This is a genomic window from Sulfurihydrogenibium azorense Az-Fu1 (genome assembly GCF_000021545.1).
GTDB lineage: Bacteria > Aquificota > Aquificia > Aquificales > Hydrogenothermaceae > Sulfurihydrogenibium > Sulfurihydrogenibium azorense.
On record NC_012438.1, the window covers coordinates 422,998 to 436,184 of the forward strand.

The 13,187-nt window shown below is 34.0% G+C and carries 17 protein-coding genes; 9 read left to right on the forward strand and 8 right to left on the reverse strand.

Annotated elements, in window-relative coordinates; translation table 11 throughout:
• Positions 1–4: 4 nt before the first annotated feature.
• Together rplT and rpmI are read right to left on the reverse strand one after the other, a co-directional pair.
• A complete protein-coding gene (gene rplT / locus SULAZ_RS02285; protein ID WP_012673446.1) occupies positions 5–358 on the reverse strand; it encodes a 50S ribosomal protein L20 in 354 nt (117 codons plus the stop codon).
• 15 nt (positions 359–373) lie between these two features.
• Positions 374–577: a 50S ribosomal protein L35 gene (gene rpmI / locus SULAZ_RS02290; RefSeq protein ID WP_012673426.1), complete on the reverse strand. Its 204-nt coding sequence runs from the start codon at positions 575–577 to the stop codon at positions 374–376.
• Between the two features lie 112 nt (positions 578–689).
• Between rpmI and SULAZ_RS02295 the strand changes: the two genes are divergently transcribed.
• The 9 genes from SULAZ_RS02295 (at position 690) to SULAZ_RS02335 (ending at position 6,577) form a co-directional block, all read left to right on the forward strand.
• Positions 690–1,280, forward strand: a complete 591-nt coding sequence (locus SULAZ_RS02295; RefSeq protein ID WP_012674655.1) for a 50S ribosomal protein L25/general stress protein Ctc — start codon at positions 690–692, stop codon at positions 1,278–1,280.
• Positions 1,281–1,850: an aminoacyl-tRNA hydrolase gene (gene pth / locus SULAZ_RS02300; protein WP_012673691.1), complete on the forward strand. Its 570-nt coding sequence runs from the start codon at positions 1,281–1,283 to the stop codon at positions 1,848–1,850.
• Positions 1,851–1,915: 65 nt separating this feature from the next.
• Entirely contained in the window at positions 1,916–2,230 is a 315-nt protein-coding gene (gene rpsF, locus SULAZ_RS02305; protein ID WP_012674899.1) for a 30S ribosomal protein S6, read from the forward strand.
• Positions 2,231–2,232: 2 nt separating this feature from the next.
• Positions 2,233–2,649, forward strand: coding sequence for a single-stranded DNA-binding protein (locus SULAZ_RS02310; protein ID WP_012673791.1), 417 nt, complete (start codon positions 2,233–2,235; stop codon positions 2,647–2,649).
• A gap of 25 nt (positions 2,650–2,674) precedes the next feature.
• Positions 2,675–2,905, forward strand: coding sequence for a 30S ribosomal protein S18 (gene rpsR / locus SULAZ_RS02315; protein WP_012674509.1), 231 nt, complete (start codon positions 2,675–2,677; stop codon positions 2,903–2,905).
• A gap of 12 nt (positions 2,906–2,917) precedes the next feature.
• Positions 2,918–3,361, forward strand: a complete 444-nt coding sequence (gene rplI, locus SULAZ_RS02320) for a 50S ribosomal protein L9 (protein WP_012674027.1) — start codon at positions 2,918–2,920, stop codon at positions 3,359–3,361.
• A gap of 2 nt (positions 3,362–3,363) precedes the next feature.
• Complete coding sequence (dnaB, locus tag SULAZ_RS02325; RefSeq protein WP_012674764.1) at positions 3,364–4,767, forward strand: replicative DNA helicase; 1,404 nt, start codon at positions 3,364–3,366, stop codon at positions 4,765–4,767.
• Positions 4,767–5,510, forward strand: a complete 744-nt coding sequence (locus SULAZ_RS02330; protein ID WP_012673770.1) for an MlaE family ABC transporter permease — start codon at positions 4,767–4,769, stop codon at positions 5,508–5,510. Before dnaB ends, SULAZ_RS02330 begins: the two co-directional genes overlap by 1 nt.
• Positions 5,510–6,577 carry an LptF/LptG family permease gene (locus tag SULAZ_RS02335; protein ID WP_012673949.1) on the forward strand — a complete coding sequence of 356 codons (1,068 nt, stop codon included), beginning with the start codon at positions 5,510–5,512 and terminating at the stop codon, positions 6,575–6,577. Before SULAZ_RS02330 ends, SULAZ_RS02335 begins: the two co-directional genes overlap by 1 nt.
• On the opposite strand, the gene pheA is transcribed toward SULAZ_RS02335, so the two are convergent.
• Genes pheA through SULAZ_RS02365 form a run of 6 tightly spaced genes read right to left on the reverse strand, consistent with a single transcriptional unit; the run spans position 6,558 to position 13,180 of the window.
• A complete protein-coding gene (gene pheA, locus SULAZ_RS02340) occupies positions 6,558–7,640 on the reverse strand; it encodes a prephenate dehydratase (RefSeq protein WP_012674923.1) in 1,083 nt (360 codons plus the stop codon). The genes SULAZ_RS02335 and pheA overlap by 20 nt on opposite strands.
• A 2-nt stretch (positions 7,641–7,642) precedes the next feature.
• Positions 7,643–8,416 (reverse strand): inositol monophosphatase family protein, encoded by a 774-nt coding sequence (locus SULAZ_RS02345; protein WP_012675083.1) that lies wholly within the window; start codon positions 8,414–8,416, stop codon positions 7,643–7,645.
• Positions 8,417–9,616 carry a phosphoglycerate kinase gene (locus SULAZ_RS02350; RefSeq protein WP_012674107.1) on the reverse strand — a complete coding sequence of 400 codons (1,200 nt, stop codon included), beginning with the start codon at positions 9,614–9,616 and terminating at the stop codon, positions 8,417–8,419.
• 17 nt (positions 9,617–9,633) lie between these two features.
• Positions 9,634–9,990, reverse strand: coding sequence for a hypothetical protein (locus SULAZ_RS02355; RefSeq protein ID WP_012673563.1), 357 nt, complete (start codon positions 9,988–9,990; stop codon positions 9,634–9,636).
• Between the two features lie 12 nt (positions 9,991–10,002).
• A complete protein-coding gene (gene guaB / locus SULAZ_RS02360) occupies positions 10,003–11,469 on the reverse strand; it encodes an IMP dehydrogenase (protein ID WP_012674178.1) in 1,467 nt (488 codons plus the stop codon).
• Between the two features lie 28 nt (positions 11,470–11,497).
• Complete coding sequence (locus SULAZ_RS02365) at positions 11,498–13,180, reverse strand: IS200/IS605 family accessory protein TnpB-related protein (protein ID WP_012673703.1); 1,683 nt, start codon at positions 13,178–13,180, stop codon at positions 11,498–11,500.
• Positions 13,181–13,187 lie beyond the last annotated feature (7 nt).

The window sequence follows — 13,187 nt, forward strand, 5'->3', positions numbered from 1 at the left end:
AAATTTAAGCCGCTAAAGCAGATTTTGCAGTTTCTACCAATTTTGCAAAAGCTTGCATATCGTTTACAGCCATATCTGCAAGGATTTTTCTGTCAAGTTCTATCCCTGCTTTCTTTAAACCGTTGATAAACTGGCTATAATTAATACCGTTTAATCTTGCAGCTGCGTTTATTCTTGTTATCCATAGAGATCTAAACTGTCTTTTCTTCTGTCTTCTATCTCTGTAAGCGTAAGCCAGAGAGTGCATTACCTGTTCTTTTGCTCTTCTGTAAGACCTATGTTTTTGTCCGTAATAACCTTTCGCTAACTTTAAGATTCTCTTTTTATGTTTCTTTGAAGACGGTCCTTTTACTCTCATTTTTATTACCTCCTTTTATTCGTTTGGTAAAAGTGCTTTAAGTTTGTGCTCTATACATTTTGGAGCATACTGTGGTCTTCTTCCTTGTCTTTTCCTTTTAGATGATTTTTTAGTGTTGTAGTGAGAAACACCACCTTTTGTGTACTTTACTTTTCCTTTTGCTGTAATTTTTAATCTTTTTGCAGCAGTTCTATTTGTTTTCATTTTAACTTTTGCCACTGTTATCCTCCTTCAAAAATTTGTAAGAGATAATTATAACATACTTTCCAAAAAAAATTAAAATATGTTATAATGTTTTTTCATTTAAATTTAAATGAAGGAGGATGTTTAAATGATTCAAACGATAGAGTGGAAAGCATTACCAAGAAAAAAAGGAACAAAATCAGAAGTTAAGCAAAACAGAATGAAAGGATTAATACCAGCAGAAGTTTACGGAAAAGGACATCCTAACGTGTCTGTGTATATACAGAAAAAAGCTCTTTTAAGCAGACCTCACGGAAACTTCCTTATTAACCTTTTAGTAGAGGGAGACCCAGAGCCTAAACTATGTATTTTAAAAGATATTCAGTACAATTACTTAGGAGATGAGCCTATCCATGTTGACCTTTACGAAGTTACTTCAGGAGTTGAGTTTGATATAGAAGTACCTGTAGAGTTTGTAGGTAAAGCTAAAGGTGTAGAAAAAGGTGGAATATTTGAAGCCCATTTACACTCAATTATTGTTAGAACAGAGCCTAAGAACATTCCAGAAAAGATAGTTGTAGATGTATCTAACCTTGATATAGGAGATGTTTTACACGTTAGAGATATTACTCCTCCAGAAGGTGTTAAGATAATGACCCACGGAGATGAAGTTTTAGCTGTAGTAGCTGAACCTGAAGAAGAGGTAGCTGAAGAAACTACAGAAGGAGCTTCTGCTTAATTGATTAAAGCTATAATAGGACTTGGAAATCCAGGTCAAAAGTATAAAGATACACGCCATAACGTCGGTTTTATGGTTGCCGACGCTGTGGCAAAAGCTATAAAATGTGATAATAAATATAAAGAAAAAGACTTTTCTCACATATACGAATGTCCAGATTATGATGTTATAATTGCAAAGCCTCAAACATATATGAATTTAAGTGGGAATGCAGTTTTAAATCTACTGGAAGATTACAATTTAAAGCCTAGTGAGATACTTGTGGTACATGATGACTTAGACCTGAACTTAGGTACCATAAGACTTAGGACAAAAGGTTCAAGTGGTGGGCATAATGGTTTAAAATCTATAATAGGTATGATAAAAACGGAAGAGTTTCCAAGATTAAAGATAGGAATAGGAAGACCTGCGAGAAAAGAAGAAGTATCGGATTATGTACTTTCTCCTTTTACGAAAGAAGAAAAGTTTGTATTAGATAAAGTTATAGCTGCTTCTACTGAGTGTATATTAAATGTGTTAAAATATGGGATAGAAAAGTCTATGGGTAGTTGTAATAAAAGTGTAATTTAAGCCTTGCTTTCCTGTAAATGCAGGAAGGCTGATTTTATAAAAATCATCCAAAAGGAGGTATATGTATGAGACATTACGAGCTTGTGTTCGTTTTGAAACCAACTCTTTCTGAAGAAGAGTTAAACAGTAGGGTAGAAGCAATCCAAAACCTGATTAAAGAGAATCAAGGAGAGATTTACAACTTAGAAAAGTGGGGAAGAAGAAATCTTGCTTACCCTATTCAAAAGTTCAACTCAGGCTATTACTATCTAATCAACTACAAAACAGATAACAACAAACTTGCAGGTATTTTAGAGTACAACCTCAGGATAACAGAAGATGTTATAAGATTCTTAAACATGAAGATCCATGTTAAAGAGGACAAAAAAGAGGTAGCATAATTATGCTTAATAAAGTTTTACTTATTGGTAGACTTACGAGAGATCCCGAGGTCAGATACCTTCCAAGTGGAATGCAAGTAACTACCTTTTCACTAGCCGTTAATAGAAGATTTAAAGATAAAGGGGGCAATTGGCAAGAGGAGACTTACTTTTTTGATATTGAAAGTTTTGGAGGATTAGCTGAAAGACTCGGAAGACAGCTATCAAAGGGAAACCAAATCCTACTTGAAGGATCTTTAAGACAAGACAAGTGGGAAAATCAAGCAGGAGAAAAAAGGTCTAGAGTTAAGATAGTTGCTGAAAGGGTGGCATTACTTTCAAAACCTACCCAACCTGATTCAAATCAAAAACCTTCTTACGAAGGTAGTGAGTTTGTAGAGCCTACAGATTTAAACTCTGATGAAGATGTACCATTTTAATTTTTGAAAAAGGAGGTATTTAGATATGCAACAAAACAAACCATTTTTCCAAAAGAGAAAAAAGTACTGTAAGTTCTGTGCAGAGAAAAAAGAACCCAACTATAAAGATGTTGAAATGTTGAAAGAGTTTATATCAGAAAGAGGTAGGATAATTCCAAGAAGAATATCAGGAACATGTGCAAAACACCAAAGAAAGTTATCTGTGGAAATCAAAAAAGCAAGACAACTTGCTTTAATACCTTATGTAATAGTGTAAGGAGGTTAGAAGATGAAAGTTATCTTAACTAAAGATGTAGAAGGTTGGGGAACTCTTGGAGATATTATAGAAGTAAAAGATGGATTTGCAAGAAACTACCTTATACCAAGAGGGTTAGCTTATCCTGCAAATGACCAGTATGTAAAATATGTTCAAGAAATACTAAATCATAAAGCAAGGAAGCTCCAAAGAGAAAAAGAAAAAGCTTTGGAACTTGCTAAGAAGTTAGATGGAGTAGAGATAGAGATAAAAAGACCTATCGGTGTTACTGGAAAGATGTACGGGTCAGTTGGAACAAACGATATAGCTGAAAAGTTAGCAGAAAAGGGTATAGAGATAGACAGGAAAAAGATAATGCTTAGAAGCCCAATAAGAAATCTTGGAAGTTATAATGTTCAAATTAAACTTCATCCTGAAGTTTCCGCCACTATAAGAGTTCACGTTCAGCCTGAATAATTATGGCTACCAATAATGACAGCCCTGTCTTGCCTTACGATGAGGTTACAGAAAGGGCTGTCCTTGGTAGTTTACTTGTCTATCCAGAAATTGTAGATATAGTTGTAACAAAGTTAAAACCTTACGATTTTTTTAATCAAAGACACAGAGAAGTATTTAACGCTATAGTAGCTTTATTTAACGATAGTAAACCTATAGAACCTATACTAGTAAAAGAGTACTTAGAAAAAAAAGGTACTTTAGATTTAGTAGGTGGATTACATTTTCTTACTGAGCTTGCTTTAGAAGCAGTCCCTCCAGAGACAGTTTATCAACTTATTGATATTTTAAAAGAAAAATCTACTTTAAGATCTTTAATAGAATCAGCTCAAAAAATAATAACAAAAGCAAAATCTCCAAGTACGGACATAAATACTCTCTTAGAAGAAGCTGAAAGTATTATATTTCAAGTAACTGAATCTAAAGAGACTATCTACTACTACAGTCTTGGAGAAGTGTTAAAAGAAACTCTAAGAATAATAAATGAGCTTGCAAAAAAAGAAACTGTAGTAACCGGTATTCCGACAGGATTTTACGAATTAGATAGGCTTACAACCGGCTTTCATCCCGGAGATTTGGTAATAATAGCTGCAAGACCGGGAATGGGTAAAACAAGTTTTGCATTATCAATACTTCATCATCTTTCTATTGTAGAAAATGTACCCTCTGCTTTTTTCTCACTGGAGATGTCTAAAGAACAGATTGCTATGAGATTACTAGGAGAAGAGACAAAGATACCTTTAAAAAAAATTAGGTCTGGATTTTTGAATGATAAAGAGATAGAAGCAATTACGAATGCAGCACTAAAAATGATGAAAACTCCGTTGTACATAGATGATACGGCATCTTTGTCTATTTTAGATTTAAAAGCAAAAGCAAGAAGACTGAAAAAAGAGAAAGATATAAAGATAATAGTTGTAGACTATCTCCAGCTTTTAAGGTCCCATAGGAGAGTAGAAAATAGACAACAAGAGGTAGCAGAAATATCAAGGGGATTAAAAGGTTTAGCAAAGGAGCTTGGAATACCTGTTGTAGCTTTAGCTCAACTTTCTCGTCAGGCTGAGATGAGAGCAGATAAAAGACCCCAGCTTGCAGATTTAAGAGAAAGTGGTTCTATAGAGCAAGATGCAGATCTTGTTTTGTTCATACATAGACCTGAGTATTACAAGAAAAATCCGTCTCCTCAAGAGGAAGGTCTTGCAGAGATAATAATTGCTAAACAGAGAAACGGTCCTACAGGCGTTATAAACTTAGCCTTTATAAAAGAAATAACAAAATTTGAAAATTTAGCAAAAACAAGTGATAATATAGTAGAAGAAGAGTTTGAAGAAATAAATCAATACGAAGAAGATGGGGTAGATTTCTAATGTTTTTTACAAAGTTTGTGGAACACACAGGAGAGATAACTTTATTCTTTATAAAAACATTGATTGCCACTTTTAAGAGATTCCCAAAATTAAAGCATATTTTAAAGTATATGGAAGATATTGGTGTAAATGCCGCCTTACTTATAATTTTAACAGGATTTTTTACCGGTGGTGTTTTGGTTGTTGAGACCTATCCAACTTTCCATAAGTTTAACGCAGAGTATTTGATGGGTGCTTTAGTATCTCTCTCTTTGGCAAGGGAGCTTTCTCCGGTTTTAGTCGCTCTTCTTGTAACTGCAAGGTCCGGTTCTGCAATTGCTGCAAACATCGGTACAATGAGAATAACAGAACAAATAGATGCCCTTGAAGTTATGGCTGTAAATCCATACAGTTATCTTGTTTCTCCAAGACTGATTGCAGCTGTAGTAATGGTTCCTGCATTAACTGTTTTGTCTTATGTAAGTGGTGTTATAGGTGGTTATTTTACCTCTGTTTACATATACGGAATAAACGAGTATATGTACTGGGAAAAGTTAAAGGATTTTACAGAGTTAAAAGACATCTTTGGTGGACTTTATAAAGCAGCTGTTTTTGGAGCTGTTTTGACTATTGTAACATCATACTTTGGTTATATCACAAAAGGAGGAGCAGAAGGAGTTGGAAGGTCTACAACAACAGCTGTGGTAGTGGCTTCCGTTTTAATACTCATACTTGACTACTTCTTAACAGCTCTCATTTACTGATGAAAATACTAGATAGATACATATACGAAAAACTAACAGTTTACTTTTTAATAGTATTTCCTGCTTTTTCTTTAGTGTCGGTTTTTGTTGAGCTTATAGAGATTCTTAGAAAATCAAAGGTTCAGGACTTTAATTTAATATTGATTTACATTCTGGCAAAACTTCCAGAAAATTTTTACTACATTGTTCCAATCTCTTTGATTATATCTGCTTTTGTTGTAGCAAATGAGATTGTAAAATCAAGAGAGATTTACCCTATACTGTTAAATGGTATATCTATCAACTACATATCTACAAGAATAGTAATTTTTTCTATTTTTATTTCTTTTTTACAGGTTCTAAATCTTGAGGTTTTAATGCCAAAGTCTAACAAAGTGTATGTAGAGACTTACCAGAAACTAAAAAATCAGCCTCTGGAAGATGAAAAAGCCATAGCTTACAACCTCTGGCTTAGGTTAGATGAAAAAAATTTTATATACTTTGATTTTTTTGATTTAGAGAAGAAAGTTGGTAAAGAGATAGTTCTTATAAGTATGGATGAAAACTTTTTACCTACAAACAGGTGGGAAGCTGAAAGTTTTAAAGTAGAGTCAAACAGTTTAACCCTTTTGAGAGGGAAAGAGATTACTGTAAAGTCTATAGAAGATGTAAAAGTAAGTAAATTTGATGAAAAAAAAGTGTATGTAAGTGTTGACCCGGAAAAGATAAAAAAACTTATTAAAGAGAAAAAGCCAGTATCTATTACTCAACTTTACAAAGTTGCAAAAATAGCTCAAAACTACGGATACGATGCATCTTACTTTTGGAGTAAATTTTATCAAAAGTTAGCAACTGTGATATCTCCTTTTATTTTAACTGTTTTTGCAGTTGGTTTTATATGGAGAAAAAACAAGTTTATAACGTTAGCTGGCTTTTTGTCTACTGTGCTTTACTGGTATGGGACTTCGATAGTCTCTGCTATAGCTTCAGTTGGAAATATCCCTTACTACTTTATATTTTCTTTTGATGTTTTGTTCTTAAGTATAGGATTTTATCTAATGTTTAAAACTAAACATCCTGAGCTTTAGGGTAAGACCCTAAAATTTTAAAAAAAGGTACACTGCTTTTTAGCTCTTCTAATGTTTTAGATACTTTTTCTTCATGGATGTGTCCTTCTATGTCTGTGAAAAATATGTAGTCCCAAGCTTCTTTTTTAGAAGGTCTTGACTCAATTTTTGTCATATTTATCTGGTTTTTGTAGAAAGGCTCTAAAGCTTTGTAGAGAGCTCCTACTTCATTTTTTACTGAAAAGATAAACGTTGTTTTGTCTTTTCCTGTGGGCTGTGGTATCTCATTTCCTATTATCAAAAATCTTGTGTAGTTATAAAGGTGTTTATCAATTTTCCTTTCTAGTATATGAAGCCCATAGACTATTGCAGCTGATTCACTTGCTATAGCTGCAGCTTCGTAATCGTCCCTTGCCATCTCTGCTGCTTTTGCTGTACTTTCTACTTCTATTATCTGGGCATTTGGCATATTTTTTTGAAGCCAATCTCTACACTCAGCTATTGCAAACTTATGACTGTATATCCTTTGGATTTCGTTTATATTTGGGTTTATACTCATTAGATGAAGGGATATCTCTAGTATAACTTCTCCAATAATTTTTAAATCGTAATCCAAAAACATATCAAGAGTGTAGTTAACAACGCCTTCTATAGTGTTTTCAACGGGAACAACGCCGTAGTTTACTTTCTTTTTGGCAATCTCTTCAAACACATCTTTGATAGTTGAGACAGGAATGTGGTCAACTGCACTTCCAAAGTATTTTAAACTTGCCTGATGGGTAAATGTAGCCTTTGGTCCAAGGTAGGCAACTTTTATATTCTCTTCAACACTTCTACATGCGGATATTATTTCTCTAAAAATATGTTTTATTACATCGTTTGAAAGGGGTCCTGTGTTTAATTTTTCTAATCTTTCAAAAATTTCTTTTTCTCTACTTGGAACAAATATCGGAAGATTGTTTTTTTTCTTTATTTCTCCTACTTGTTTTGCAAGTAAAGCCCTTTTGTTTAAAAGTTGCAGTATGGTTTGGTCTATATCGTCTATCTCTTTTCGAAGATTTTTTAACTCTTCTTGATACTCCATTGTTATCCTCTTTTATTAACAATATCAAAAAGAATCTTATAAATCTTTTCTCCTCCTGCTATTATGTCTCCCGATGAAAAGTCCTCTCCTCCTTCAAAGTTAGTACACATTCCTCCTGCTTCTTTTATTAGGAGTATTCCTGCTGCTATATCCCATATTGATAACTTCATCTCGAAAAATCCGTCAAAAACCCCCTCTGCTACTAACGCCAAATCTACGGCAGCAGCTCCCGGTCTTCTAACACCTGAGAAGGTAATCATTGCATCCTTTAACATAGAAAGATAACTATCTAACTCTTTTATCTCTCTAAAAGGAAAACCTGTTGATACGACAGCTGCCTCTACAGGTCTATCTGATACTTTAATCTTTTCTCCGTTTAGGTAAGCACCTTCTCCTTTTCCTGCCCAGTAAAGTTTGTCTAAAATAGGTACGTAGATACTTCCTGCTATAATGTCGCCCTTGTGAATTAAGGCAACAGATACAGCAAAAATCTCAAATCCACAGATATAATTCTTTGTGCCATCTAAAGGGTCTACTACCCATACATAATCACTATTTCCAAACTTTCCGTCTTCTTCTCCTAAAAAAGAGTGGTCGGGATACTTTGAAAGTATGTAACTTCTTATCCTCTCTTCAGAAAGCTTGTCTACGTAGGTAACAAAATCTTTTATTCCTTTACTTTCTACATCAGATTTTTTAACTTTTCTAAAGTTTTCTTTAAGGATTCCTCCTCCTATTAAAGCTGCCTCTTTTGCTACCTGTACAAAATCGTTCAACTACGTCTCCTTTTTTGTTATAGCTTGTAAACAAGGTAGCTGTTTACCTTCAAGAAGTTCTAAGAAAGCTCCTCCTCCTGTAGAAAGATAACTGATTTTGTCTACTACTCCTGCCTTATGAATAGCGTAGTCTGTATCTCCACCACCTGCTATAGATAAAGCAGGAGATTCTGCTATTGCATGGGCAAGTTCAAATGTACCCATTTTAAACTTTTCTATCTCAAATACTCCCATAGGTCCGTTCCATACTATCGTTTGAACATCTTTTAATATCTCTTTTATAAGGACTATAGAAGCATGGCCTATATCAAGACCAAGCCAGCCTTTTGGTATTTCTTGCCATGGTACTTCTATAACAGGTGTTTGGTCTGAAACTGCTTGACCACAGACAAAGTCTACTGGAAGGTAAAACTTTACATCTTTTTGTTTTGCTTTTTCTATAATTTCTAATGCTTTTTCAAGCATATCATCTTCAACTAATGACGAACCTACGTTGTATCCCATAGCTTTTATAAAAGTAAAAGCCATAGCTCCACCAATAAAAATCTTGTCAACTTTATCTATTAAAAACTCTATCACACCTAACTTAGATGATACTTTAGACCCTCCTAAGAAAGCTACTACGGGTCTTTGTGGGTTTAAAAGAGCTTTTCTAAAGTACTCAAGCTCTCTTTCAAGTAAAAATCCCATAACAACAGGTTGAATAAAGTCTTTTATTCCGTAAACAGAAGAATGTTTTCTATGACAAGTCCCAAATGCATCTATTACATAGATTTCTGCTAAAGAAGCGAGTTTTTTAGCAAAATCTGGGTCGTTAGTTTCTTCCTCTTTGTGAAATCTTAAGTTTTCTAATAGGATTATATCTCCTTCTTTCATATTAAAAACTACTTCTTCAACTTCTTTACCTATACAGTCTGGTAAAAATTTAACCTCTTTACCTAACAACCTTTCTAACCTTTTTGCAACGGGATATAAGGAGTATTTAGGGTCAGGTTTTCCTTTTGGTCTTCCAAGATGGGAAGCGAGAATTATTTTTGCATTTCTATCTAAAAGGTAGTTTATAGTAGGTATAGTTTCTCTTATTCTTACATCATCAACAATATTACCATATTCATCTAATGGTACGTTGTAATCAACCCTTACAAAAACTCTCTTTCCAGATACATCTACGTCCTTTAATGTTAGATAACCATCAAACATAGATGCGCACCCCCTTTTTAGCTTTCTTCTTCATTTTCTCCTTCTATTGTGTCAAAAAGGTTAAATCCATCTGAATCTATACCTTTTAGCTTTAAAGCAGTTTCTCTGAGAAGTTCTAAGTAAGAAGCTATTTCTTTAAAAGACTCAAGCATTGCAGAAAGTTTAACTATCTGGCTAGGTGGTAATTTTTTTTCATAAACTCTTATAGCTTTTTTTATAGCAGCTTTTGTTATAACTATTTCTCCAGCTTTTTTTTGCCACTCACTCCAAAACTCGTTCGTTCCAAGAGGACTTTTTACTATAAATCTGTCTAAGTTTGTTATCTCTTGAGCTAAAAGTAAATCAAAATCATTGAAATTTTTAACTTTTTTCATTTATAAATCCTCCTAATCTATCCAATAGTTAGGTGCTTCTTGTGTTATGTATATGTCGTGGGCATGGGACTCTCTTAATCCAGCGTTTGTTATCTTGATAAATTTAGTTTTTTCTTGAAGTTCTTTTATATTTCTACATCCTGTGTATCCCATACCTGCTCTCAATCCGCCAACAAGTTGGTAAACAACGTCAGACAGTGGTCCTTTGAAAGGTATTCTCCCTTCTATTCCTTCTGGAACAAACTTTTCAACATTCTCTTGAGAGTATCTATCACTACTAAATCTTGCTTTCATTGCACCAAGAGATCCCATTCCTCTATAAACTTTGTAAGACCTTCCTTGGTAAAATATTCTGTCTCCCGGAGCTTCTTCTGTTCCAGCAAAAAGACTTCCAAGCATTACTGTATCAGCTCCTGCTGCTATAGCTTTTACTATATCTCCAGAGTATCTAATACCACCGTCAGCAATTAAAGTTTTACCGTATTTTTTAGTTACTTGGGCACATTTTGCAATGGCTGTAATCTGAGGAACACCTATTCCAGCTACAACCCTTGTTGTACAGATAGAACCAGGTCCTATTCCTACTTTTACACCGTCAGCTCCTGCTTTTATTAAATCTTCTGCAGCTTCTGCTGTAGCTATATTTCCACCTATGACATCGAGGTTAGGAAACTCAGACTTTATTCTTTCTACTGTCTCTAAAACCCTTACTGAATGACCATGGGCTGTATCTACAACTATGACGTCAACCTTTACAGAAACTAAGGCTTTAACCCTTTCCATAACATCAGGACCAACTCCTACTGCAGCTCCTACTCTCAACCTTCCAGCTGCGTCTTTACAAGCGTTAGGATACTTCTTTCTTTTTACTATGTCTTTTATAGTAATTAAACCTTTTAAAACACCGTTATCATCTACTACAGGTAGTTTTTCTACTTTGTGTTTTTGAAGTATCTCTATTGCATCATCAAGGGATATTCCTTCTTTTGCAGTTATAAGAGGAGCTTTTGTCATAAACTCGTAAACTGGTTTGTTGTAGTCTTTTTTGTGTATAAATCTTAAGTCTCTGTTAGTAAGTATTCCTACAAGCTTGTTTTCATCGTCTACTACAGGAACACCCGATATTTTATAGATAGACATGATGTTTAGAGCTTCTTGAACAGTTTGATTTGGTTTTATAGTTACTGGGTCTGTTATCATACCACTTTCTGCTTTCTTTACCTTTTCAACCTCGTACATTTGGTCTTCAATAGACATATTCCTGTGGATTATACCTATACCACCTTCCCTTGCAAGAGCTATTGCAAGTCTGTGTTCTGTAACTGTGTCCATTGCAGCTGATACAAGGGGAATGTTTACTTTTATATTTGGAGTTAAGTATGAGCTAACATCTGTTTCATGGGGCAATACATCTGATTTTTGCGGTAATAGTAAAACATCGTCAAAAGTTAGTGCTTCTTCTACTGGGAATGTAAGCAAGACTAAAAACCTGGTAAACCAAAGTGTATTATAGATTCATACACTCTGGGCTGGGGTATTTGTATTCCGCCTTATTCAGATGCAAGCAACCCCCAGCTGGCGGTATTTTGCTTGCATCATAGCCCCTACCCCAAGAAGTAGGAACTATCCCTAAATCGTGTTTCAAATCTTCTATTGCCTCTTTGGTTTTGAAACACGATTTATTTACTACCCTATCCCAATCCCCTTCTACCAGTATTGGCTTTAAGGGTGATAAGTCTCTACTTAAAGACTTACCCAGAATAGGGATAGTAAGGGCTACCTTTACAACTTGCCACAGTTTATAGCTTGTCCAATACAAGCCCCTCATCTGTTCCTTCCTCTGGTTTACAGCCTCTTGGGTCTGTGGCTCACTGTAAAGGCTTTGGATTATCCTTATCTGTTTACTTAAATCGTTTATATTTTTTATTATTGGTTTTCTTTTATACTGATTGTTTTCTGTTTTTAACTTCTCTTGTGTTTTTTGTTTTTCTTCTTGTAGTCTATCTTGTGCAAAGTTTAAATACTCTCTGTCTGTTATTAGTTTTTCGTAATTCTTAGGTAGTTTTTCTTTAAATCCTAATGCTTTTCTTCCTATTACAAATGCTCCTGCTATGTCTTTGTCTAAATTATACTGTGGTGCATACTTTAATGACCCTACAATAGATGTGTATGCTGGATTTACTTGTATTACTTGTATTCTCTTTCTTTTGGCAAGTATTTTTATCTTGTCTAACAAGCCTTTGTATATCCATTGTTGTTTTATTTTTCTCAGTTTCTTACTCCCATCTCCTTTACTGCCTTTTGGTATGTCTTTTAAGTTTTCTATTGCTATTGCCTTATTTCTTTCTTTAGCAATGTCTGTTATTTGGTGTGCTATTTGCCAAGATATGTATTCTCTTTGGTTTTTTGTCTTGTTTAAAAGATTGTGTAAATATAATTTCTCTATATTTTCTAAATTGCCATCTTTCTTTACAAAAGCCATTGCTATGTGAAATGGATTTGCGTTTATGTCTATCCCTATTACTCCGTTGTCTTTTGTTATTATTGGTTCTTCTGTCTTTATTTCTTCGTAGTTTATAAATGCGTAGAAATCGTTGTTTATCTTTCTTATCTCTACTGAGTATGGGAAATACTGGTTTGTTTGGTTTGCTTGTATTAGGTCTGCTATGAAGTTAGTCCATTTATCGTTTTGTCTGTTTACTGCTCTTTTTATGTTTGCTTTTATCCAGTTTCTTTCTCCTGTGTTTATTCTTAATATTATTTTATCTTTCTCAAATTCTATTCTTGTATTTAGGTTTCCTTTTTTAGATTTATCTCCTCTTGAGTATAGGCAGTGCTTTCTTCTATCTTGCCATTTTTGTTTTAGTTTTTCTCTGTATTTTCCGTTTATGTGTTTGTTTTTAAGGAGTTGAAATAGTCTTTTACCTCCAAATATAACTTTTTTAGGATTTTGTTCTCTTTCTATACAGTTGTTTATTAGCCACTTTGCTTTGAATATTGCATCGTCTACGTATCTTGAGTTTATGTTAAACATTTTTTGTAAATCTTTTTTAAGGTCTTTTCTTGAGTGTCCTTCAAGTAGTCTGTTGTATGAGTATTTAAAGCAGGAAGAGAATTTTCTCATTAGGTTTATCAACGTTTGTTTGTCTTTTTCGTTTTCAAAAGTTAGTTTGCAGTGTAGTGTTATCATTTTACTT

Coding starts and splice junctions, on each gene's coding strand:
- pheA (WP_012674923.1), bottom strand. CDS start 7,640: ATGGAGTATCAAGAAGAGTTAAAAAATCTTCGAAAAGAGATAGACGAT.
- SULAZ_RS02335 (WP_012673949.1), top strand. CDS start 5,510: ATGAAAATACTAGATAGATACATATACGAAAAACTAACAGTTTACTTT.
- SULAZ_RS02330 (WP_012673770.1), top strand. CDS start 4,767: ATGTTTTTTACAAAGTTTGTGGAACACACAGGAGAGATAACTTTATTC.
- rpsR (WP_012674509.1), top strand. CDS start 2,675: ATGCAACAAAACAAACCATTTTTCCAAAAGAGAAAAAAGTACTGTAAG.
- SULAZ_RS02365 (WP_012673703.1), bottom strand. CDS start 13,180: ATGATAACACTACACTGCAAACTAACTTTTGAAAACGAAAAAGACAAA.
- rplI (WP_012674027.1), top strand. CDS start 2,918: ATGAAAGTTATCTTAACTAAAGATGTAGAAGGTTGGGGAACTCTTGGA.
- rpsF (WP_012674899.1), top strand. CDS start 1,916: ATGAGACATTACGAGCTTGTGTTCGTTTTGAAACCAACTCTTTCTGAA.
- rplT (WP_012673446.1), bottom strand. CDS start 358: ATGAGAGTAAAAGGACCGTCTTCAAAGAAACATAAAAAGAGAATCTTA.
- SULAZ_RS02355 (WP_012673563.1), bottom strand. CDS start 9,990: ATGAAAAAAGTTAAAAATTTCAATGATTTTGATTTACTTTTAGCTCAA.
- dnaB (WP_012674764.1), top strand. CDS start 3,364: ATGGCTACCAATAATGACAGCCCTGTCTTGCCTTACGATGAGGTTACA.
- SULAZ_RS02310 (WP_012673791.1), top strand. CDS start 2,233: ATGCTTAATAAAGTTTTACTTATTGGTAGACTTACGAGAGATCCCGAG.
- SULAZ_RS02350 (WP_012674107.1), bottom strand. CDS start 9,616: ATGTTTGATGGTTATCTAACATTAAAGGACGTAGATGTATCTGGAAAG.
- SULAZ_RS02295 (WP_012674655.1), top strand. CDS start 690: ATGATTCAAACGATAGAGTGGAAAGCATTACCAAGAAAAAAAGGAACA.